Source organism: Corynebacterium sp. (assembly GCF_012838985.1).
In the GTDB taxonomy this organism is placed as follows: domain Bacteria; phylum Actinomycetota; class Actinomycetes; order Mycobacteriales; family Mycobacteriaceae; genus Corynebacterium.
Map to the genome: position 1 here is coordinate 1 of NZ_DUOE01000048.1, position 20,767 is coordinate 20,767.

General features: G+C 69.5%; 18 protein-coding genes and 1 riboswitch. Of the genes, 7 read left to right on the forward strand and 11 right to left on the reverse strand.

Translation table 11 applies throughout. The features are described 5' to 3' along the window. Positions 1 to 275: 275 nt before the first annotated feature. Positions 276 to 1,970: a dihydroxy-acid dehydratase gene (gene ilvD / locus GXZ33_RS02660; RefSeq protein ID WP_291339305.1), complete on the reverse strand. Its 1,695-nt coding sequence runs from the start codon at positions 1,968 to 1,970 to the stop codon at positions 276 to 278. A 132-nt stretch (positions 1,971 to 2,102) separates the two neighbouring features. On the opposite strand from ilvD, the gene GXZ33_RS02665 reads away from it, so the two are divergent. Then, positions 2,103 to 2,846: an ABC transporter ATP-binding protein gene (locus GXZ33_RS02665; protein ID WP_291339306.1), complete on the forward strand. Its 744-nt coding sequence runs from the start codon at positions 2,103 to 2,105 to the stop codon at positions 2,844 to 2,846. After that, the gene (locus tag GXZ33_RS02670) at positions 2,843 to 5,374 is read left to right on the forward strand and encodes an FtsX-like permease family protein (protein ID WP_291339307.1); all 2,532 of its coding nucleotides are present in this window, start codon (positions 2,843 to 2,845) and stop codon (positions 5,372 to 5,374) included. Before GXZ33_RS02665 ends, GXZ33_RS02670 begins: the two co-directional genes overlap by 4 nt. 17 nt (positions 5,375 to 5,391) lie before the next feature. Here GXZ33_RS02670 and GXZ33_RS02675 read toward each other — a convergent pair whose 3' ends face one another. From GXZ33_RS02675 to GXZ33_RS02685, 3 genes are read right to left on the reverse strand one after another with little or no spacing between them, the layout of a single operon-like run. Next, positions 5,392 to 6,039, reverse strand: coding sequence for a DUF3239 domain-containing protein (locus GXZ33_RS02675; protein WP_291339308.1), 648 nt, complete (start codon positions 6,037 to 6,039; stop codon positions 5,392 to 5,394). A gap of 10 nt (positions 6,040 to 6,049) precedes the next feature. After that, positions 6,050 to 7,708: a DNA repair helicase XPB gene (locus GXZ33_RS02680; RefSeq protein WP_291339309.1), complete on the reverse strand. Its 1,659-nt coding sequence runs from the start codon at positions 7,706 to 7,708 to the stop codon at positions 6,050 to 6,052. 22 nt (positions 7,709 to 7,730) lie between these two features. Continuing rightward, positions 7,731 to 9,959, reverse strand: coding sequence for a helicase-associated domain-containing protein (locus GXZ33_RS02685; RefSeq protein WP_291339310.1), 2,229 nt, complete (start codon positions 9,957 to 9,959; stop codon positions 7,731 to 7,733). Between the two features lie 65 nt (positions 9,960 to 10,024). On the opposite strand from GXZ33_RS02685, the gene GXZ33_RS02690 reads away from it, so the two are divergent. After that, positions 10,025 to 10,219 (forward strand): hypothetical protein, encoded by a 195-nt coding sequence (locus GXZ33_RS02690; RefSeq protein WP_291339311.1) that lies wholly within the window; start codon positions 10,025 to 10,027, stop codon positions 10,217 to 10,219. Between the two features lie 172 nt (positions 10,220 to 10,391). On the opposite strand, the gene GXZ33_RS02695 is transcribed toward GXZ33_RS02690, so the two are convergent. Next, a complete protein-coding gene (locus tag GXZ33_RS02695) occupies positions 10,392 to 10,979 on the reverse strand; it encodes a transglycosylase family protein (protein ID WP_291339312.1) in 588 nt (195 codons plus the stop codon). A gap of 11 nt (positions 10,980 to 10,990) precedes the next feature. Then, positions 10,991 to 11,177, reverse strand: a riboswitch (cyclic di-AMP (ydaO/yuaA leader). A 369-nt stretch (positions 11,178 to 11,546) separates the two neighbouring features. Between GXZ33_RS02695 and GXZ33_RS02700 the strand changes: the two genes are divergently transcribed. Next, positions 11,547 to 11,930, forward strand: a complete 384-nt coding sequence (locus GXZ33_RS02700) for a cold-shock protein (RefSeq protein ID WP_291339326.1) — start codon at positions 11,547 to 11,549, stop codon at positions 11,928 to 11,930. 52 nt (positions 11,931 to 11,982) lie between these two features. Here GXZ33_RS02700 and GXZ33_RS02705 read toward each other — a convergent pair whose 3' ends face one another. Together GXZ33_RS02705 and GXZ33_RS02710 are read right to left on the reverse strand one after the other, a co-directional pair. After that, positions 11,983 to 12,552: a DUF2771 domain-containing protein gene (locus GXZ33_RS02705; protein WP_291339313.1), complete on the reverse strand. Its 570-nt coding sequence runs from the start codon at positions 12,550 to 12,552 to the stop codon at positions 11,983 to 11,985. An 11-nt stretch (positions 12,553 to 12,563) separates the two neighbouring features. Then, entirely contained in the window at positions 12,564 to 13,382 is an 819-nt protein-coding gene (locus tag GXZ33_RS02710) for a glutaminyl-peptide cyclotransferase (protein ID WP_291339314.1), read from the reverse strand. 29 nt (positions 13,383 to 13,411) lie between these two features. On the opposite strand from GXZ33_RS02710, the gene GXZ33_RS02715 reads away from it, so the two are divergent. Beyond that, complete coding sequence (locus tag GXZ33_RS02715) at positions 13,412 to 14,110, forward strand: DUF3027 domain-containing protein (protein WP_291339315.1); 699 nt, start codon at positions 13,412 to 13,414, stop codon at positions 14,108 to 14,110. Positions 14,111 to 14,116: 6 nt separating this feature from the next. On the opposite strand, the gene GXZ33_RS02720 is transcribed toward GXZ33_RS02715, so the two are convergent. Beyond that, positions 14,117 to 14,821, reverse strand: a complete 705-nt coding sequence (locus GXZ33_RS02720) for an aminotransferase class IV (RefSeq protein WP_291339316.1) — start codon at positions 14,819 to 14,821, stop codon at positions 14,117 to 14,119. Positions 14,822 to 14,941: 120 nt separating this feature from the next. On the opposite strand from GXZ33_RS02720, the gene GXZ33_RS02725 reads away from it, so the two are divergent. Then, the gene (locus tag GXZ33_RS02725) at positions 14,942 to 16,438 is read left to right on the forward strand and encodes an NCS2 family permease (protein WP_291339317.1); all 1,497 of its coding nucleotides are present in this window, start codon (positions 14,942 to 14,944) and stop codon (positions 16,436 to 16,438) included. A 9-nt stretch (positions 16,439 to 16,447) separates the two neighbouring features. Beyond that, positions 16,448 to 17,263 carry an RNA methyltransferase gene (locus tag GXZ33_RS02730; protein ID WP_291339318.1) on the forward strand — a complete coding sequence of 272 codons (816 nt, stop codon included), beginning with the start codon at positions 16,448 to 16,450 and terminating at the stop codon, positions 17,261 to 17,263. 1 nt (position 17,264) lies between these two features. Here the strand turns inward: GXZ33_RS02730 and GXZ33_RS02735 are convergent, their stop codons facing one another. The 3 genes from GXZ33_RS02735 to serC all read right to left on the reverse strand — a co-directional run bounded on the left by GXZ33_RS02735 (position 17,265) and on the right by serC (position 20,295). Continuing rightward, entirely contained in the window at positions 17,265 to 18,095 is an 831-nt protein-coding gene (locus tag GXZ33_RS02735) for a hypothetical protein (RefSeq protein ID WP_291339319.1), read from the reverse strand. Between the two features lie 9 nt (positions 18,096 to 18,104). Next, on the reverse strand, positions 18,105 to 19,073 hold the full coding sequence (gene sepH / locus GXZ33_RS02740) for a septation protein SepH (protein WP_291339320.1): 969 nt from the start codon (positions 19,071 to 19,073) through the stop codon (positions 18,105 to 18,107). Between the two features lie 91 nt (positions 19,074 to 19,164). Further along, complete coding sequence (gene serC, locus GXZ33_RS02745; RefSeq protein WP_291339321.1) at positions 19,165 to 20,295, reverse strand: phosphoserine transaminase; 1,131 nt, start codon at positions 20,293 to 20,295, stop codon at positions 19,165 to 19,167. Between the last annotated feature and the right edge of the window lie 472 nt (positions 20,296 to 20,767).

A 20,767-nucleotide genomic window follows, 5' to 3' on the forward strand; every position in this document is an offset into this window, starting at 1 on the left:
GAGTGCGCAGCTGCGCACTCGAACTCCCCGGTGGGCTGGGATAACACGGCCACACCGTCTGGCATGGCCGCACCGCAGCAGGGACGGATGATCAGCCAGGGTCAGTGCGCAGCTGCGCACTATTCCGACACCGGGTGGGCAGTGCCCAAGAGGCGTCTGCCGGCGGTAGTGCCACCAGATCCGATGAGAGTGACTCCAGGCGGGGCGCAGAGTGCGCAGCTGCGCACTCGAGTTGTCCAGTGCACCGGACATAGATCCACCACGGAATCAGCCGGTCAGTAGCAGACCGCCCCCTCGGAGGCTGAGTGGACGAGTTTCGCGTACTTGCCCAGCACGCCGTGGAGGCGCGGGTTCTCCGGCACCGTCCATTCCGAGCGACGTCGCTTGAGTTCTTCGTCGGAGATGTCGACGTCGATGGTCCGGTTGGGGATGTCCACCCGGATGGGATCCCCGTCCTTCACGAAGGCGATGGGGCCGCCGTCGACAGCCTCGGGGGCGACATGGCCGATGCACAGCCCGGTGGAGCCGCCGGAGAAGCGGCCGTCGGTGATGAGCAGGACATCCTTGCCGATGCCGGCTCCCTTGATGGCACCAGTGATGGCGAGCATCTCGCGCATGCCGGGCCCGCCCTTGGGTCCCTCGTAGCGGATGACCACGACGTCACCCTTCCGGAGCTCACCGTTGAGGACCGCGTCCATGGCGGGCTGCTCCTGGTCGAAGACGCGGGCGGTGCCCTCGAAGATCTCGGCGTCGAAGCCAGCGGTCTTCACCACCGCGCCCTCGGGGGCGAGCGAGCCGTGGAGGATGCTCAGGCCACCGCTGGTGTGGAGCGGGTTGTCCAGTGCCCGGAGGATGTGGCCGTCGGGGTCCGGGGGATTGACCGTGGAGAGGTTCTCGGCGACGGTGCGTCCGGTGACGGTGAGGCAGTCGCCGTGGAGGAGGCCGGCGTCGAGAAGTGCACGCATGACCACCGGAATGCCGCCGATGCGGAAGACATCGGCCATGACGTAGCGGCCGAAGGGCTTGAGGTTCGCCAGGTGGGGGACCTTGTCGGAGACGTCGTTGAAGTCGGCGAGAGTGAGCTGCACCCCGGCTTCGCGGGCGATGGCCAGCAGGTGGAGGACGGCGTTGGTGGATCCGCCGAGCGCCATGACGACGGCGACGGCGTTGAGCAGGGACTCGCGGGTGATGATGTCACGTGCGGTGATGCCCTGCTCCAGGAGACGCACCACCGCCTCGCCGGAGCGGTGTGCGTAGTCGATGCGGTCACGGTGGACGGCCGGGGGAGCGGCGGAGCCGGGCAGGGACATGCCCATCGCCTCAGCAGCCGACGCCATGGTGTTGGCGGTGTACATGCCGCCGCAGGCACCTTCGCCGGGGCAGATGGCGCGTTCGATGACGTCGACGTCCTCCCGGCTGAGGGTGCCGGCGCGGCAGGCCCCGACGGCCTCGAAGGCGTCGATGAGCGTGACCTCCTGCTCGGAGCCGTCGGCGAAGCGGGCGGTGCCGGGCATCGTTGAACCGTTGTAGAGGAAGACGCTGGCCAGGTCGAGGCGGGCGGCGGCCATGAGCATGCCGGGGATGGACTTGTCGCAGCCGGCGAGCAGCACGGAGCCGTCGAGACGTTCGGCGGACATGACGGTCTCGACGGAGTCCGTGATCACCTCGCGGGAGACCAGTGAGTAGTGCATCCCCTCGTGGCCCATGGAGATGCCGTCGGAGACGGAGATGGTGCCGAACTCGAGCGGGTAGCCGCCGGCGCCGTGGACACCCTGTTTGGCGTGCTCGGCGAGTTTACGCAGCGTGAGGTTGCAGGGGGTGATCTCGTTCCAGGAGGAGGCGACGCCGATCTGGGGCTTGTCCCAGTCGTCGTCGCCCATGCCGACGGCGCGGAGCATGCCGCGGGAGGCGGTGCTCTCCAGGCCGTCCGTGACGTCGCGGGAGCGGGGTTTGATGTCAGGTGCGTTCATGACACGAGTCTAGTTTCAGGGACGAAATCAGGGGGGACCACCGATGGTGGAGCAGCGCCAGCAGGGCGACAATGGGGGCACGGCGACGTAGATCCGCAGTGACGCCGGCCCCGCTGACAGAGACGAGCAGACATGGACCGCCCCGACCAGAACACCCCCGCCGCCCGCGCCGTTGACCTCCGCAAGACCTACGGGCAGGGCGAGACCGCCGTCCACGCCCTCGACGGAGTGACCGTCGACCTCGGGAGGGGACAGTTCACCGCCATCATGGGGACCTCCGGCTCCGGAAAATCCACCCTCATGCACTGCATGGCGGGCCTCGACGCACCCACCGGCGGCGCCGCCTACATCGGCGACACCAACCTTGCGGAGCTCAACGACCGCGAGATCACCGCCCTGCGCCGCGACCGGCTGGGCTTCATCTTCCAGGCCTTCAACCTCGTGCCCACGCTCACCGCCGAGGAGAACATCACGCTGCCGACGAGGATCGCGGGAGGGGACGTCGACAAGCAGTGGTTCGACGAGGTGACCTCCCGCTTCGGCATCACCGACCGCCTCGCCCACCGTCCCGCGGAACTGTCCGGCGGGCAGCAGCAGCGGATGGCGTGCGCGCGGGCGATCGTCGGGAAGCCGGAGATCATCTTCGGTGACGAGCCCACCGGCAACCTCGACTCCCACTCCTCACACGAGGTGCTCGCGATCCTGCGGGCGGCGGTGGATGAGATGGGGCAGACGGTGGTCATCGTCACCCATGACCCGACGGCGGCCGCGTGGGCGGACCGCGTGCTCTTCCTCGCGGACGGGCAGCTGGTCAACGAACTCCGTGAGCCGACAGCCGAGGACATCCTCGCCGTGATGACGGGATTCGACCAGTGACCACGCTGAGTGTCCTGCAGAAGATCTCGCTGCGCAGCCTCGCGGCGCACCGCCTCCGTTTCCTCCTGACCCTGCTCGCGGTGGTCCTGGGGACCACCTTCGTCGCCGGCGGTTTCATCCTCACCGCCTCCCTGTCGAAGGCCTTCGACGACATCACACGCGGTCAGTACGAGGGCGCTGACCTGGTGTTCCGTTCCACCACCGACCACCCGCTCACCCTCGACATGGCCCGGGAGATCGCCGCCCGCCCGGACGTGGCGCAGATCGAGACCACTGATCTCCTGCCGATCGTGCTTCTCGACGCCACCGGCGACGCCTACCAGTCCGGCGGCGCCGGCACGTGGCTGCTCCCGTACGTCCCCGCCGAGGAGATGATCACCACGAACTTCCGTGTCTCCGAGGGGCGGGCCCCCGTCACCGCCGCTGAAGCGGTGATCAACAGCGGGGCCGCTGAACGCGGAGAGATCCGGGTGGGGGACAGGGTGACGGTGATCGACGCGCAGGGGCGGGCCGGGCTGGAGATCGTCGGCATCACCGAATCCGACCTGGCCAGCGGCGGCTGGGCCGGGCTGCAGGTCGCCGAGGACGTCTTCCGCACCGACTACTCCGACGGGGTGCACACCGGCCGTATCCTCCTGCGTGGCGACGTCTCCCTGGAGACCCTCCGCGCGGAGTACCCCGGCTTCGACCTGGACACCGCCGAACGGGTCGCCGAGGAGGAGTCGCAGGAGATCAGCGAGGCGCTGGCGTTCTTCACCTACATCATGCTCGCCTTCGGGCTCATCGCCCTGCTGGTGGGTACGTTCATCATCTCCAACACGTTCTCCATGACCGTCGCGCAGCGCACCCGCGAGTTCGCGCTGCTCCGTGCGCTCGGCATGTCCCGGGCGCAGCTCACCGGGTCCGTCCTGGTGGAGGCGACCGTCATCGGTCTCATCGGTTCCGCACTCGGCATCGTCGCCGGTGTCGGCCTGGTGGAGCTCATCGTCGCGGTCATGGAGTACTTCGGCCTCGGCTTCCCCAACGCCGGTGTCGGACTCGACGCGTCGAGTGTCGCGGTGCCGCTGGTGGTCGGGGTGACCGTCACCCTCGTCAGCGCGTGGGTGCCCGCCCGCCGCGCTGGCCGCGTCCACCCGGTCCAGGCTATGCGCTCCGGGGACCAGTCCAGCACGCAGCCGGTGACCGGCCGCAGCATCGTCGGTGCCGTCCTGCTCACCGCCGGACTGACGGCGACCCTTTTCGCCGCCTTCTGGACCGGGTGGTCGACCACCACCCGCACGGTGCTCCTCGGTGTCGGCGCGGTCCTGCTCGTCCTCGGGGTCCTGCTGCTGCTCGCGGCGGTGGCCCGCCACCTGTTCGCGCTCCGCCCGCCCGGCTCCGCGGTCGTCCCGCTGCTGGCCGGAACCAACCTCTCCCGCAACCCACGCCGCACCGCGGCGACCGCCTTCGCCCTCACCCTCGGCGTGGCTCTGGTGTGCGCGGTCGGCATCCTCGGCGCCTCCACCGAGGAGTCGGTGTTCGGTGCCATCGAGGAGGAGCTCAGCGCGGACGCCGTCGTCAGCGCCGGGGTGGTGAGCAGCCAGTCCATCCCGGCTCAGGCACTGGACACCATCGCGGGGATGGACGGGGTCGAGGGCCTGGTCACCGTCGCCTGGGTGCCGGTGAGCGTCGAGGGCCGCGCGGGCTCCACCGACGGCACCGGGGGCGTCACCACCGTCCTCGGCACCGACCCCACCCTCGCCCTCAACCTGCAGGTCATCGACGGCGACTTCCACGGCATCGGGGACCTCCCCGGCGTCGGACTCAGCGCGGACACCGCCCGCGACCTCGGCGTCGGGGTGGGCGACCCGGTGGAGGTCACCTCCCCGCTGACCACCGCGACCGCCCGGGTGCCGGTCCGGGTGATCTGGGAGGACACCTCCTCCTACACCCCTCTCGCCGTCTCCGCGGCGACCGCCGCGGAACTGCTGCCCGACACCCGCGCCTGGTTCACCCAGAACGCCTACGTCCGCTTCACCGCGGACGCGGACCGCGACGCGGTCTTCGGGCGGGTCTCCGATGAGGTGAAGAGCTACGGCATCCTCCAGATCATGACCCCGGAGGAGTTCCGGATCGCCGCGGCCGAACAGATCGACCAGCTCCTCACCCTGATCTACGCCCTCCTCGCGTTGAGCGTGGTCATCGCGGTGCTCGGCATCATCAACACCCTGGCGCTGTCGATCATGGAACGCACCCGCGAGTTCGGCATGCTGCGGGCCGTCGGCATGCAGCAGCGGCAGATCCGCCGGATGATCACGCTCGAGTCGGTCCACATCGCGCTGCTGGGGGCCTTCGCGGGCATCGTCACGGGCGTGTGGCTCGGCTGGTGCCTGGTGCGCACGCTGGCCTCGCAGGGCATCGACCGCTGGGCCGTCCCCGGGGAGCAGCTGGCCGTGGTGCTCTTCGCGGCGATCCTCGTCGGTGTCGTGGCGGCGCTGTGGCCGGCCCGCCGGGCGGCGCGCACCTCACCGCTGGCGGCGGTGGACTGAGGGACGTCGGAAAGCAGTCAGAGGACCAGCAGGTTGAACTTGGTCTCCTTGACCTCGTCGAGGCGCTTACGGGCCTTGTCCAGGCGGGACCACTGGTCCTCGGGGATGGCGCGGCGCGCGGTGTCGACGATCCCCTGGTCCGGGGTGCCCCACGCGATCGGCATCGGGGAGATCTCGTCCCAGTGCTCCTGGTCACCGATGCTGCGGCGGCCCTGCACGGCGGCGACGGGGATACGGGTGCCCAGCTTCGGTTCGGTGATGCCCTCGATGCGGGTCACGGTGCGCAGCGCGGCACCCCAGCGCGGCGGGGCGTCCGCGTTCACGTTGGTGTTGACCAGCGCCATGATGACGTAGTCACGCTCGTTGACCTCGGCGATCATGGCGGGGGCGAGGGGGTAGGTGTCGTAGAGGTGCTGCGCGCCGCCGACCTTGCGCGGCACGTAGACCGCCAGGAAGAAGCTGAGCAGACCGAAGGTCAGGGCCATGATGCCGCCGATGAGCCCGACGGCGGAGCCCTGCCCCCACCAGGCGAACAGTCCGGCGGCGGCGAGGAGGAGGAGCACCCCGAACACGACCGCGGAGATCTGCAGTCTCTTCGAGTCCTTGAGCATCTCGTTGTTCTTCTTCGCGAATGCCTCGTCGACCTGGAACCTGAATACCTTCATGGGCACCAGCCTAATTGAGCTGGTCGAGGTCGTCCGCATCGACGATGCGGTAGGCGTAGCCCTGTTCCGCGAGGAAGCGCTGGCGGTGCGCCGCGTACTCGGCGTCGAGGGTGTCGCGGGAGACGATGGAGTAGAAGTGGGCCTCACCGCCGTCGGCTTTGGGGCGCAGCAGACGGCCGAGGCGCTGGGCCTCCTCCTGGCGGGATCCGAAGGTGCCGGACACCTGGATCGCCACGGCGGCCTCGGGCAGGTCGATGGAGAAGTTCGCCACCTTGCTCACCACGAGCACGGAGATCTCGCCGGAGCGGAACTGGTCGAAGAGCTCCTCGCGCCGCTTGTTGGAGGTGCGGCCCTCGATGACGGGGGCGTCGAAACGCGCGGAGAGCTCCTCGAGCTGGTCGAGGTAGGCGCCGATGATGAGCGTCGGCTGCCCCTTGTGCCGCTCCAGGAGCTTCTCGACGACCCGCATCTTCCCCGCCGCACTCGCCGCCAGGCGGTAGCGGTCGGCGGTCTCCGCGGTGGCGTAGGTCATGCGTTCGGCCTCGGTCATGGTGGTGCGGACCTCGACGCAGTCGGCGGAGGCGATGAAGCCCATGGCCTCGATGTCCTTCCAGGGGGCGTCGTAACGCTTGGGGCCGATGAGGGAGAAGACGTCGCCCTCGCGGCCGTCCTCGCGCACCAGTGTGGCGGTCAGTCCGAGGCGGCGGCGGGACTGCAGGTCGGAGGTCATGCGGAAGACGGGGGCGGGCAGGAGATGGACCTCGTCGTAGATGATGAGCCCCCAGTCGCGGGAGTCGAAGAGCTCGAGGGCCCGGTACTCGCCCTGCGTGCGGCGGGTGACCACCTGGTAGGTGGCGATGGTCACCGGGCGGATCTCCTTGCGCTCGCCGGAGTACTCGCCGATCTCCTCCTCGGTCAGCGTGGTGCGGCGCAGCAGCTCGTTGCGCCACTGCCGGCCGGCGACCGTGTTGGTCACCAGGATGAGCGTGGTCGCCTGGGCCCGCGCCATCGATGCCGCGCCGACCATCGTCTTGCCGGCGCCACACGGCAGGACGACGACACCGGAACCACCCTCCCAGAAGGAGTCCGCGGCGTAGCGCTGGTAGTCGCGCAGCTCCCAGTCCTCGTTCTCCGTGGACAGGGCGATGGGGTGGGACTCGCCGTCGACGTAGCCGGCCAGGTCCTCCGCCGGCCAGCCCACCTTGAGCAGCTCCTGCTTGAGGCGGCCCCGTTCGGAGGGGTGGACGGGGATGTTCTGCTCGTCGATGGGCACGCCGAGCATGGGGCGGATCTTCCGGTGCCGCTGCAGCTCCGCGAGGATCGCCGGCTCCTCCGACTCGAGGATGAGCCCGTGGGCCGGGTGCTTGTGCAGGCGGACGCGGCCGTAGCGGGACATGGTCTCGGCGACGTCGACAAGCAGCGGTTGCGGGACCGGGAACCGTGAGTAGCGTTCGAGGACGTCGACGACCTGCTCCGCGTCGTGCCCCGCGGCGCGGGCATTCCACAGCGCCAGGGGAGTGATGCGGTAGGTGTGCACATGCTCCGGGGCGCGCTCCAGCTCCGCGAAGGGGGCGAGCGCCGCGCGGGCCTCATCAGCCTGCGCATGGTCGATCTCCAGCAGCACCGTCTTGTCGGACTGCACGATCAGGGGTCCGTCACCAAAAGCCATGCCCGTCATTATTACAGGCAGGTCAACCCAGCAGGACCTCCGTGATCCGGTGCAGCATGAAGCGCTGCACCTCCCCGGTGGCCTCGTCGAGGGCGTCGACCTGCCCACCCGTCACCGTCAGCGGCGTCACCGACCGGTGCACGGCCCGCCCGTGCTTGTCGACGAACCCCACCGTCACCGACCTGCCTCCCCGCGCCGCGGCCTGCAGGATCGCCAGCGTCGTCTGCGTGTCCTTCGGGGAGACGGCCTCACCCGAGTCATGGCGACGGATGGCGGCGACGGCGGCCGCGATCCGCGCCTCGTCCGGCGTGCGCGCGGAACGGACCGGGATGTCCGGGGCGGGCAGACGCGCCGGCTGCGGACGGATGTCCAGGGCCGCGCCCGTGGCGTCCTCGGCGACGGGCTGGAAACCGGCGGCCCGCAGCTCCTCGATGACCTGCACCAGCGGGGCCTGGGCGACGGCGACGGTGGGGGCGATGATGTGCAGCGCCACCTTCTCGGCGGCCGCAGTGCGGGCGGCCTCGGCGAGCAGCGAGGGGTCATCGCAGCGCAGGTAGCTCAAGGCCGGGCCGCCGCGCAGCGTCCCGTGACGACGCGCGACGTCGTCGATGAGGTAGATGATCGCCTGCGGCACCTCGCCCAGCGTGTGGTCCGCCAGCCAGGTCCGCAGCTCCTCCGCGGTACGGCCGGCGTCCAGGGCGCGGCGCAGGGAGGCGTCGGTGACGCGGTAGACGCTGGCCAGCCCGGCGGACTCGAGCTCCCCGAGCAGATCCAGCTCCGTCTGCAGGTCACGCGGCAGGGGACCGGGTGCCAGGATCGTCATGTCACCCTGCGGGATGAGCCGCTCCACCGTCCCCGGCGTGACCTCCTCCGCGACGGCCAACGGGTCGGCCTCCGGGTCGAGCAGGGCGCGCAGCAGGGAGGTGGCCGTGCCGGCTCCGGAGGAGTCGGGGGCGAGCAGCCCGATCCAGTGGGCCTCCGCGAGGATCGCCTCGACCGTGACGTCCGGCAGCAGGGTGGCGGCGATGGGGTGGGTGAAGAAGAAGTCGTCGCGCATCTGCTCGTCGGTGACCCCGGTGCCCGGCGGCGGGAGCACGTAGGTGCTCATCACGGTGCGGCGGTGCTCCGCCAGCGGGGGACGCTTCATCGCATCCGCCAGCAGCCGGATGGGGGCCTTCTTCTCGTCGTGCGTGCCGATGAGCCACGGCGCCCACGGCGAGGACAGCCACCCGGCCGCCATGGTCATCCAGCGGGTGGCCAGGTCGGCGTCGAGCCACTCGTCGGCCGCGAGGGTCGGGGCGAGGGCGTCCTCGTCGCGGACGTCACCCCGCCCGAGGAGACCGGCGGCCATGCCCAGGCACACCAGGCGGTGAATCTCCTCCTCCTCGACGGTGAGGGTGCGGGCCAGGGCGGTGACTGCCCGCACGCCGACCCCGCCCTCCTTGAGCAGCGGGGCAGGCTCGGCACCGAGCAGCTCGATGAGCTGGCGCAGGTGCCGCGCGACCTCCAGGCCGGCGCCGGCACCGGTGTGGTCGGCGCGGTCGCGGGCGCGGTCATCGGCGAGCAGCTCCCCCAGGACCCGCGGGGAGGGACTCAACGGGCGGCGGACCGTGTCCCGCCCGCGCAGAGCCGCACGGACGCGCCGGGGGAGACGCACCGTGGCCGCATCGACGCGGACGAGCAGCCCGGCGTTGATCAGCTGCGGGACCGGGTGCGTGGGGTCAGCGTCCGGGGCGGCGTGCTTCGTGCGGCCGATGCCGCCGGAGTGGAGCAGCGTGTCCATGATGGCGCGCTGCTTCTCCGAGAGCCCCTCGATGCTGTCGGGGGTGACGGGGGTCGGGGTGTCGTCGAGAAGCTGCCAGTCGGCGGGCAGGGAGGCCATCACCTCACCGGCCACCCGCAGGGCGGAGTCATCCCCGTAGAGCAGCGCCAGCTCCCGCAGCCGGACGATCGCCGCCTCCACGAGCGCCGGCTCCACCGGAACCTCATTGACGACGTCCGTGGCGGTCACCGCCCGGAGCTCACCGCCCAGGTTGGCGGCGGCCTCCAGGGTGGCCAGTTCGAGGGCCGTGAGGCCACGCGCCGCCCTCCCCACCGACGCCCGCAACTGCAGACGGGCGGCCAGGGGGGTGATTCCCGGGGGTAGAGGCAGGACGACATCCGGGCGGGAACGCAGCAGATTCGCCAGCTCGTGGTCGTCCAGAGACGACAACCAGGTGCGGAAATCGGGTGTTTCGGGGGTGGCAGACATGGTGCCGTCGATTTTAGTTGCAGTTCAAGTTACTTTTCCGGTCCAGGTTTGCAACAATATGGGGCATGGCTAACGTTGAGAAGAAGGGCTACGTCGATCCGGGCTGGCCGAAGCACATCCCGCGTACCGACGGCCACGTGGTGACCGAAATTACCTCCACCCTGGCTGGTGCGTCCAGCCCCTACGGTGACGACCTGGTTCTTCCGCTGCCTGCGGAAGACATCGCTTACGTCCACCCGTACACCCGCATCAACAAGTAGGTAGTACGGACCCTTTCCAAGACGCCGCGGAGCCCCCGCGTGCCGTGCCGGTTTTCCGGTGTGGCGCGTGGGGGCTCTGTCGTTACTGTCGTTGCTGTCGTTGCTTGTCCCCGGAAAGCAGACAGCCCCTGTCCGTGACAGGGGCTGTGGTGACGCGGGAACGTCGGAAAGCTTAGCGGCCGGCCGGCAGGGTGATGCCGAACTGGAGGGCCTGCTCGCGGACGGTCTCGTAGAGGTCCGGGGTGACGGAGGAGCCGGCCGGCAGGAGAGCGGCGATCTCAGCCGGCACTGCCGGGGTGTTCTCGGCCTGGGCGACCGGGGCGACATACTGCGCGGCAGCCGGGGCAGCGGCCGGAGCGGCGGACGGGGCCGGCGCCGGGGCGGACAGGTTGCGCGGGGTCGGGGCGGAGTTCAGGCCCAGCTTGCGGGAGCAGGCGGGCCATGCGCCCCAGCCCTGGCCGGCGAGGGTCTTCTCGGCGATGGCGATCTGCTGCTCGCGGGTGGCCTGGTAGGCGTACGGAGCGTACTGGGTGCCACCGTAGGCGGCCCAGGTGGACGGGGAGAACTGCAGGCCACCGTGGTAGCCGTTGCCGGTGTTGATGCTCCAGTTGCCGCCGGCCTCGCACTGTGCGAGACGGTCCCAGTCGGAGTCCGGGGCAGCGGCGGCGGCCGGTGCCAGGAGGGCGGCGGCGGTGCCGAAGGCGGCTGCGGTGGCGGTGAACTTGGCGGCGGTGGCGGACTTACGGAAATGACGGGCCATGGTGTTTTCTGTGTTCCTCTCATGTCATCGCCTGCGAGGTGAGCTGTCGGGTTCGGGCGGAGGATCACTGTGCCCGGCCTCTGTGAGGCTTCACCCCGAGGAAGGCTGTTCCGGTGGAACTGCCGCCCGGTGCGGACCGGGGTCGGTCCGCGGTGGTTTCCCCGCCCCTGTCCACATGGGTATTCACGTTTCGGATGCACATGCCGCGCAGTCGTCCGCCTCCTGGACAGGGTTCGGCGTGGGTGGCGGTGACGGTTCTGCGCTGTGCCTGCCGGATACGATAACGGTTTATAACGGTTTAGTCACGTGCATCTCTCGGAATGGTGGCGGAGAGTGCGCGGATCGCCGTGATGGGCGCCAAAAGTGCTGGTCACAAGGTTTGGTTCGCCTAACGTGATTCATATCACACTGGGTGGTCGTGTCAACGATCCCGGAGGCGGGGGCACCCTGTGTAACGATCCCGGCGTCGTGAACGAAATATCGTCACACGATCGGGCGGGGGTATACTCATTCCTTCACGATCGACCGTGGAAAACACACGATCAACAGGAAGGAAAGGTGAACACTGTGCCGATCGGCAAGGTGAAGTGGTACGACGCCGATAAGGGCTTCGGTTTCGTCTCCAACCCGGGGAGCGAGGACGTCTACGTGGGTAAGCAGGTGCTTCCCGAGGGCGTCGACGAGCTCCATCCCGGCCAGCGCATCGAGTTCGATTTCGCCGCCGGCCGTCGCGGACCGCAGGCGCTGCGCGTCAAGGTACTCGACACCCCGCGCCGCCGTCCGGTCAACCGCCGCAAGCCGGAGGAGCTGGGCAGCATGATCCAGGACCTCACGACCGTCCTCGAGTCGCAGGTCCAGCCGGGACTGGCCGCCGGCCGCTACCCGGACCGCCAGGTGGGCCGTCAGGTCGCGGAGATCCTCCGCGCCGTCGCCAAGGAACTGGACGCATAAGAGAACAACCCCGCAGCCACAGGGGCTGCGGGGCGGGGGAACCAGGGGGAAATCACGGGGTCTCGGGGGCCTCGGGGACCTGGAGTTCCTGCTCACCGTCCATGGTGCTCAGGGACCACACGGTGGCGTAGGGGGTCTCCTCGCCCTCGGCGTCATGGCCGATCATCGCAGCGGAGATCTCCACCACCATCAGACGGGGGCGGGGGTCGCCCTCGTTGACGGGGTCGACGGAACCGGGGATCTCCACCGTCTCGGTGTCATAGGCACCGTGGAACTGCTGGTCGTTGACCGCCGGATCGTCGTAGATCATGAGCAGCTGCCAGTCGTGGTCGTGGATCGGCTCGGGGATGGCCAGGGTCAGGGTGTCATCCGGACCCACGGGCAGGTTCGGCACCTCACCCTCCGGGCACTCCAGCCCCGGCTCGCACACGAGGTAGGGCGCGACCTCGATCTGCTGCCCACCGACCGTCGCTGTGACGGTCACCTCCCGCGGCTCCGGCCCCGGACGGTTATTCCACCAGTTCTGGGCGAGCACTGCCGCGACGACAATGATCACCACGGCGATGAGGAGGGTGAGGAACTGCAGCAGCGACTTCTGACGCGCCTTCTTCGGGGTGGCCATGGCTCCACATCCTACTCAGCGGCGACGAACTCGACCTCGTAGAGGTCAGGCCAACGCTTGCCGGTGAGCAGGAAACGGTCCGTGCCCGGCAGATGGGCGATGCCGTTGAGCACGTGATCCGGGTCCGGCACCGCGTTGTTGGGCAGGGCAGCGCCGTCGATGACGGCGGTGACGGTGCCGGTGGCGTCGATACGCAGGATGTCGGTGCTGAGGAAGACGTTGGCGTAGATGTCACCACCGTCACCGCCCACGCACTCGAGCTCGTTGAGCCCCCGCTGCCCGGTGCCGTCGAGGGTGACGTCGATGCGTCCCAGCTCGGCGAAGGTGTCGGGGTCGAGGCGACGCAGCTGCGGGGTGCCGTCCGACATGATGAGCTCCTCGCCGGTGGAGCACAGACCCCAGCCCTCGCCGGGGTAGGTCACCCGGTCGATCTCCTCCAGGGTGGCGGCGTCCCGCTTGAGCGCCACCCCGGCCTTCCACGTCAGCTGCCACACGTGGTCACCGTGGCGGGTGATCCCCTCGCCGAACCACGTGGGGTCGATGTCGGCGGACGCCAGCTCCTCGCCCTCCAGGGTGGTGCGGTAGACGCGGGACTCGCCGTATCTGCCGGTGCTGACCAGCAGCGTCCCGTCCTCCTCCACCTCGAGGCCCTGCGTGAAGCTGGTGGAGTCGAAGGGGTGGGTGTCCACGATCCGCGGCACCAGGCGTTCCACCGCCACCGGGGCCCCGTCGGGGGTTCCCGGGGTGTCAGGGGAGCAGGAACTGGTGCCCAGCGCAGACAGCGCGAGGAGCGTCCCGGTGGCGACGCGGAGGGGGAGGAGGAGAGCCATGCCACTCATCATGCCGCACATGGCCCATAATGAGGAGCGTGTCCACTTCTTCTCAGCACCGTCGCAAAAGCCCACTTCTCGACGCCCACGCCGTCGACCTGGCCCGCACCGCCCTCGAGGAACTCGGGGACGGGCCCGTCGGTGAGCACATCGGCGTACAGGGACTGAGCCGCAACGTCGCGACGCACCGCTTCGCCGCCGACGTCCCCGGCTACAGCGGCTGGGAGTGGAACGCGGTCCTGGCGTGCGCCTCGGGTTCCCGCCACGTCACCGTCAACGAGCTGGCACTCGTGCCGGCCCCCACGGGCGAGGCCCTGCAGGCCCCCGAGTGGGTGCCGTGGGTGGACCGTATCCGACCCGGTGATCTCGGCCCGGGCGACCTCATGCCCCCGGAGCCGGGCGATGAACGCCTCACCGAGGACGGGGAGGGCCGCACCGTCCTCTCCCGCCAGGGCCTGGAGGACGCGAAGCAGCGGTGGCGCACCGGCGACTACGGGCCGACGAGCGAATTCGCGGAGAAGGCGACGCTGAACTGCCGGACCTGTGCCTTCTTCGTGCCGGTGGGGGAGCCCCTCGGCGAGAACTTCGGCGCGTGCGTCAACGAGTACTCCGCCGACGGCCACGTCGTGCACGCCACCTACGGCTGCGGCGCGCACTCGGCCACCCCGCCGGACACCCTCATCGAGGAGGCCCCCGACGCCTTCGACGATGAGTCCCCGATCTTCTAGGCGGTGCTAGACCTCCTGGGCCAGCTCCCACATCCGCTCGTTGAGCTCCCGGTGCGTGGGTGCCCCCATACGGGGTGGGTGCGGGTTACGCGGGGGCAGCACGGAGCCGTACTCGAGCCAGCCGGTGACCTTGCGGATCCCGTCGACGGAGCTGAGCAGCCAGGTCTCATTGGTTCTCAGCTGTGACATGGTGAACCCCTCAGGGTGTTCAACGACACGGACGCCGGCCTCTGTGAGCATCTCGAGGGCGGCGTCGAGGGTGATGGACGCCGCCGCCCGCGGGTGCGCGGAGACGTTGGCGGTGCCCTCCTTGAGGAACAGCACGGCCGAGAAGATGCCCTGGATGACCATGCCCTGCTCGTCGATGAGCAGCCCGGCGTCGGAGCCGGAGTGGCGCAGCATGTTGAGCTGACGGGCCTGCCAGCCGAAGTCCGGACCCTTGCGGGTGGGGCGTCGGCGCTGGTCAAGGATGCCCTGGGCGTCGACGACGGCCTCGTCGTTGACCAGCAGGGAGGGGTACAGCTCCACGTCGAGGGTGGTGCGGCCGACCTGGATGAGGGGACGGTAGACACCGGGGCCGGCCTCCCGCAGACGGGTGCGCACCTGCTCGACGGCGTTCGGGTTGTGGGCGGCCTCCTCACGGAGTCGGTCGAGGTGAGCGTCAAGATTGGCGACACGGCCGTCGCGCATCGTGAAGATCGAGGTGTACAACAACAGGGCATCTCCTTGGCTCAGGTGCGCACCTGAATCTACCTAAGTTTTGTGCAAATGAGGCCGGGGTGAGAAATTAGCGACGTAACCACAACCTGATCCTGAACAGGGGAACCGCGCATGAGCACATCCGTGCCGCAGTCCGTGTCGTCTGACTCGCCATCTTCCGTACCACCGCAGTCGGGGAGCGCCCTCGACCGCTACTTCCGCATCTCGGAGCGGGGCTCCTCGATCGGCGCGGAGATCCGCGCCGGCGTGGTCACGTTCTTCGCGATGGCCTACATCATCATCCTCAACCCCCTGATCATCGGCACCACCGCCGACTCCGAGGGCACCGTGCTCGGCGTCCCGCAGGTCGCGGCCGTCACCGCCCTGACCGCCGGCGTGATGACCATCGCCTTCGGACTCATCGCCCGCTACCCCTTCGGCATCGCGGCCGGCCTGGGACTCAACACCCTCGTCGCCGTGACCATGGTCGCCGGTGAGGGCCTGACCTGGCCGGAGGCCATGGGCCTGGTCGTCATCGACGGCATCATCATCGTCCTCCTCGCGGTCTCCGGCTTCCGGTCCGCCGTGTTCCGGGCCATCCCGGCGTCCATGAAGGCCGCGATGGGCGTGGGCATCGGCATGTTCATCGCCATGATCGGCCTCGTCGACGCCGGTTTCGTCCGCCGTGTCCCCGACGCCGCGGGCACCACCGTGCCGGTCGGCCTGGGCATCGACGGCTCCATCTCCTCCTGGCCGACGGTCACCTTCGTCCTCGGCCTGATCATCTGCGGTTTCCTGGTGATCCGCCGGATCCGCGGCGGCCTGTTCCTCGGCATCCTGGCGACCACCCTCATCGCCATGGTCGTGGAGTCGGTGTTCCGGTCCGGTCCCTCCTTCGTCGACGGCGAGCCCAACCCGGCCGGCTGGTCCCTGGCCGTCCCGGCCGTGCCGGAGGGCTTCGGCGGGCTGCCGGACCTGTCCCTGGTGGGCGCCGTCGACATGGTCGGCGCCTTCTCCCGCGTGGGTGTCCTGGCGGCCTCGCTGCTGGTGTTCACCCTGGTCCTGGCCAACTTCTTCGACGCCATGGGCACCATGACCGCGCTGGGCAAGCAGGGCAACCTGGTCGATGAGACCGGCGTCCTGCCCGACATGAAGAAGGCCCTGGTCGTCGAGGGCTTCGGCGCCATCGTCGGCGGTGCGACCTCCTCGTCCTCGGCCACCGTCTACGCGGACTCCTCCGCGGGCGTGGCCGACGGTGCGCGTACCGGCCTGGCGAACATCGTCACCGGCGTCCTGTTCCTCCTGGCGATGTTCCTCACCCCGCTCTACGAGGTCGTGCCCATCGAGGCCGCCGCCCCGGTCCTGGTCATCGTCGGTGCCCTGATGATCGCCCAGGTCGTCGACATCGAGTGGACGCAGTTCCACATCGCCCTGCCGGCGTTCCTCACCATCGTGGTCATGCCGTTCACCTACTCCATCGCCAACGGCATCGGCGTCGGCTTCATCGCCTTCTCCCTCATGGCCGTCGCCGCGGGCAAGGCGAAGGAGGTCCACTGGATCATGTGGCTCGTCTCCGCGCTGTTCGTCGTCTACTTCGGCATGGACCCGATCCTCGCGGCCCTGGGATAGCCTGAGCTGATGCGACTGCGTATCGACGACCCCTCCGACCCCCGTCTCGACGACGTCCGGGACCTCAACCGTTCCGACGCCGCCGACCGCCGCCTCGTCATCGCCGAGGGGCCGCTCGTGGTGGGGCGTCTGCTGGAATCCCGGTTCCCGGTGCGCTGCATCGTGGGCTTCGGCCCGAAGCTCGACGCCCTCGAGGCCGAGGGCGTGCCGGAGGACATCCCCCGCTATGAGGTGACCCGTGAGACCCTCGCCGAGGTCGCGGGCTTCGACATGCACCGCGGTCTGCTGGCTGTCGCGGACCGGGCCCCGGAGATCCCGTTGGAGGAGATCCTGGACACCGCGACAACGGTTGTCGTCCTCGAGGGGGTCGGCGACCACGAGAACATCGGCGCCATGTTCCGCAACGCCGCGGGCATGGGCGTCGACGCCGTGCTCTTCGGCAACGGCTGCGGGGACCCGCTCTACCGGCGTGTGGTGCGCGTGTCCATGGGGCACGTGCTGCGCCTGCCCTACGCCCACCTGGAGGGCACGTACACCACGTGGCAGCGCTCGCTGCAGCAGCTTTCCGACGCCGGCTTCCACCTCGTCTCCCTCACCCCCGACCCCGCCGCCGAGCACCTCGCGGACGCCCTGGAGGGGAAGGAGAAGGTCGCGCTGCTGGTCGGTGCGGAGGGACCGGGACTGACCGAGCACGCCATGAGGGCGACCGACGTCCGCGCCCGGATCCCCATGGCCCCGGGCACGGACTCACTCAACCTGGCCACCTGCGCCGCGATCGCGTTCTACGAGCGCGACCGCTCGACCCGCACGCCCGGCCAGCTGTAGGTCAGTCGCGGTCGGAGTGGCGGATCTTCTCCTGCACCCACCGGCGGGCGGAGTTCAGCCGCCGTCCCGCTGATCTGCCGGCGCGGCGGGCGGCCGCCAGGGAGCGGTCGGCCCAGTGAGTGACCTCCGGTTCCTCGACCGGGGTCTCGTAGTCGTCGTAGCCGCTGGCCAGCGACACCGGTTCGCGCCGGGCGTCACGTTCGCGCTGGCGTCGGGGGCCGTCCACCGCCCGGGCCTCCGGGCGTCCGTCGACGGCGTAGGCGACGACGTGGATGTCCGGGCCCTCGGGGGAGACGTCCACCCCGAGCCAGGCCTGCTGCGCCGCGGCGACCAGGTCCACGGGTTCGAAGGGCAGGGAGATGCCGCCGATCGGCTCGGCCTTCTCACCGGCCCAGAAGGGGGACTCGAAGGGGACCGGCAGGCCGACGTCCTCGTAGGTGCGGGAACGTTCGGCGCACAGCGAGCGCTTGAGCACCCCGCCCCGCCAGTGGGCGATGCCGCCGTAGCCGGTCTCCTCGTTCACCGCGAAGGCGTAGACCTCGGCCGCGGGGACGGAGTCGAGCAGCCGGGGGCTGACCTCGGAGAGCGCCGGGGTGTCGGTGAGGATGGTCTGCACGATCGTGATCCCGGGGAAACCCGCCACGTAGTACTCGCCCGCGGAGGCCTGCGCGGAGCGGTTGAGGGGGAACTCCCCGATCGGGGTGATGGGCCACGCCGGGTTGAGCTGCGCGAGGTACTTGCGCCCGAACCCCCGGTCGGCCTTCGGCTCCGCGGCGATGATGCGTGCGGGTTCGGCTGCGGTGACGAACCACAGCGTGACAACGGTCTCCACGCGGACCCCTTAGCTCCGCGGGCGCTTCGTGTTGGTCCGCACGCCCAGCAGCACGTCCTCCCAGTGCGGGGTCACCGCTTTACGACGTCGCCTCGTCGGCCTCTCCTCCGGCGCGCGGTCGGTGTCCTCGCCCTCGATCTCGTCGGGCACGGCCTCGATCCCGGTGCCCCCGGAGGTCGGGCGGGTGTCCTCGTCGTCGAAGCTGTCCTCGACGGTCTCCTCGTAGCGGGAACCCCGGCCGACCGAGGTGAGGGTGCGCACCGGCTGGACGAAGTCGGGGTCGGTGAGGTCCGCGGCGACCGGGTTGCGGGCCTCCGCCGTCGACTGCGGGGAGGTGTAGCCGTGGATCGACCACTCGGCCTCGTTCTCCGACAGGCCGGCGGTCCAGCTCACGCGCGCCACCCAGGTGCCGTCCTCCTCACGGAAGGCGTCCCAGGTGGTGTCCGAGACGGAGTGCCCGCGGGCGGCGAAGGCCGCGGCGAGCACCTCCCACAGGGTGAGCTTGGCGGGGCCGTTCTCGCGGACCGGGTGGGCCTGCTTGGCCAGCTCGGTCATCCGGGCGCGTTCCAGCAGCACCGGGTGGGCGAAGGGCTCGACCCGGGAGGGGGCGACACCCATCTCCTCGGCGAGTTCATCGACGGAGGCACCCGCCCGGATGCGGCCCTGGATCTCCCGCGGCCGCATGGTCAGCGGGGCAGTGAGCAGGGGATCGGGGGCGGGCAGGATGCGTTCGCGGGCGGCCTCCTGCGTCGCCGCGGAATCCGTCGTCTGCCCGTCGGCCTCCGCGGGGGTGTCCTCGGCGGCAGGGGCGTCGGATTCCTCGGGGAGGGTGGTGTCCGGGACGTCGGCGAGCAGGAGCGCACGGGTGGACGCCACGTCCAGTGAGGTGACGTCGAGGAAGAACTGCCCACCGTCCTCGGTCCGGAACACCAGGGAAGTGGCGGACGATTCTTCTGGGACGAGGAACAACTCGCGCATGCGTTCTCCTTCTCTCGTGATGAATACCACCCTAACGCAGACATGCGCCGGACCGTGTGAGGTCCGACGCATGTGGTGGGGGTGTGTGCGACTACTTCGCGGCGACGCCCGAGTCGAGGACGTGGTCGATCGCCTTGGTGAGGGTCACGATGTCCTGGGAGTCGATCGCCGGGAACATGCCGATGCGCAGCTGGTTGCGGCCCAGCTTGCGGTAGGGCTCGACGTCGAGGATGCCGTTGGCGCGCAGCACCTTGGCGACGACCGCCGCGTCGACGGAGTCATCGAAGTCGATGGTGCCGACGACGAGGGAACGCTTGGCCTTGTCGGTGACGTACGGGGTGGTCTCCTCGCGGGCCTCGGCCCAGTTGTACAGGGCGTCGGAGGAGGCGGTGGTGCGGGCGACCATGCCGTCCAGGCCACCGTTCTCGTTCATCCACTTGACCTGGTTGTCCAGCATGAGCAGGGTGCCCACGGCCGGGGTGTTGTAGGTCTGGTTCTTCAGGGAGTTCTCGACGGCGGTCTGCAGGTCGAGGAAGGCCGGGATGTGGCGGCCGGAGTCCTTGATCTTCGCGATGCGCTCCATGGCGGCCGGGGACATGGCTGCCAGCCACAGGCCACCGTCGGAGGCGAAGCACTTCTGCGGGGAGAAGTAGTAGACGTCGGTGTCGGCGATGTCCACCGGGAGGCCACCGGCGCCGGAGGTGGCGTCGATGACGATGAGGGAGCCGTCGGAGCCCTCCGGACGGACGATCGGCACCATGGCGCCGGTGGAGGTCTCGTTGTGGGCCCAGCCGATGACGTCGGCACCCTCGATGGCCTGCGGCTCCGGGGCGTCGCCGGCCGGGGCCTCGATGATGGTCGGCTCGTCCAGCCACGGTGCCTGCTGGGAGGCCTTGGCGAACTTGGAGGAGAACTCACCGTAAGACAGGTGACCGGACTTCTTCTCGATGAGACCGAAGGTCGCGGCATCCCAGAAAGCGGTCGCGCCGCCGAGGGACAGGATGATCTCGTAGCCCTCCGGCAGGGAGAACAGGTCGGAGAGGCCCTCACGGACCGAACCGACGACGTTCTTCACGGCCGGCTGGCGGTGGGAGGTGCCGATGATGTCGCGGCCGCCGTCGACGATGGCCTGGATCTGCTCCGGGCGGACCTTGGAGGGGCCGCAGCCGAAACGACCGTCAGCCGGGATGAGATCTGCGGGCAGGGTGGGGAACTCGGTCATGGCGATGACGTCCCTTTCGTGGTCGGTGAAGTGCTGTCCAAACGAGAACAACCTTAGTATCTCCCCTCCCACCCGTTGACCGGAACCCTGGTGTTAGTGTGGACACCGACAACGGGGGTAGTTGTTGGGGTAGGCAAAGGGGCATATCCTCGCAAATTCGATGGGGGTGACCTGCTTTTCTCAATTCTGTTGCCTCCATCACATCATTTGCTAAACTGTGCTCTGTTCCACCTCATGGACGGCGGCCGGCTCCCGCAGGGAGCAGCGCAAACACCGTGCGGTGGCAGCACAACTGCACAGGCACGGCCCGGTCTGGAGAGCCCCACTTCGAGGAGTGGGGGGAAGTAGACTGGGAAACCGTCCACACCATAGTGATAGCGTCCCCTAAGCTGATACATGGCTCACCGCCATGTCGGAGTTACGGTGGGCGTCACACTCATCGAAGTTCCTCACGACGGCTGACCCCTACCGG

Excerpts from the sequence above, each read along its gene's own strand:
- GXZ33_RS02715 (WP_291339315.1), top strand. The coding sequence starts at position 13,412 with ATGAGGAGCGTGTCCACTTCTTCTCAGCACCGTCGCAAAAGCCCACTT.
- GXZ33_RS02705 (WP_291339313.1), bottom strand. The coding sequence starts at position 12,552 with ATGGCCACCCCGAAGAAGGCGCGTCAGAAGTCGCTGCTGCAGTTCCTC.
- sepH (WP_291339320.1), bottom strand. The coding sequence starts at position 19,073 with ATGCGCGAGTTGTTCCTCGTCCCAGAAGAATCGTCCGCCACTTCCCTG.
- GXZ33_RS02725 (WP_291339317.1), top strand. The coding sequence starts at position 14,942 with ATGAGCACATCCGTGCCGCAGTCCGTGTCGTCTGACTCGCCATCTTCC.
- ilvD (WP_291339305.1), bottom strand. The coding sequence starts at position 1,970 with ATGAACGCACCTGACATCAAACCCCGCTCCCGCGACGTCACGGACGGC.
- GXZ33_RS02690 (WP_291339311.1), top strand. The coding sequence starts at position 10,025 with ATGGCTAACGTTGAGAAGAAGGGCTACGTCGATCCGGGCTGGCCGAAG.
- GXZ33_RS02710 (WP_291339314.1), bottom strand. The coding sequence starts at position 13,382 with ATGGCTCTCCTCCTCCCCCTCCGCGTCGCCACCGGGACGCTCCTCGCG.
- GXZ33_RS02680 (WP_291339309.1), bottom strand. The coding sequence starts at position 7,708 with ATGGCTTTTGGTGACGGACCCCTGATCGTGCAGTCCGACAAGACGGTG.
- GXZ33_RS02665 (WP_291339306.1), top strand. The coding sequence starts at position 2,103 with ATGGACCGCCCCGACCAGAACACCCCCGCCGCCCGCGCCGTTGACCTC.
- GXZ33_RS02685 (WP_291339310.1), bottom strand. The coding sequence starts at position 9,959 with ATGTCTGCCACCCCCGAAACACCCGATTTCCGCACCTGGTTGTCGTCT.
- GXZ33_RS02730 (WP_291339318.1), top strand. The coding sequence starts at position 16,448 with ATGCGACTGCGTATCGACGACCCCTCCGACCCCCGTCTCGACGACGTC.
- GXZ33_RS02675 (WP_291339308.1), bottom strand. The coding sequence starts at position 6,039 with ATGAAGGTATTCAGGTTCCAGGTCGACGAGGCATTCGCGAAGAAGAAC.
- serC (WP_291339321.1), bottom strand. The coding sequence starts at position 20,295 with ATGACCGAGTTCCCCACCCTGCCCGCAGATCTCATCCCGGCTGACGGT.
- GXZ33_RS02695 (WP_291339312.1), bottom strand. The coding sequence starts at position 10,979 with ATGGCCCGTCATTTCCGTAAGTCCGCCACCGCCGCCAAGTTCACCGCC.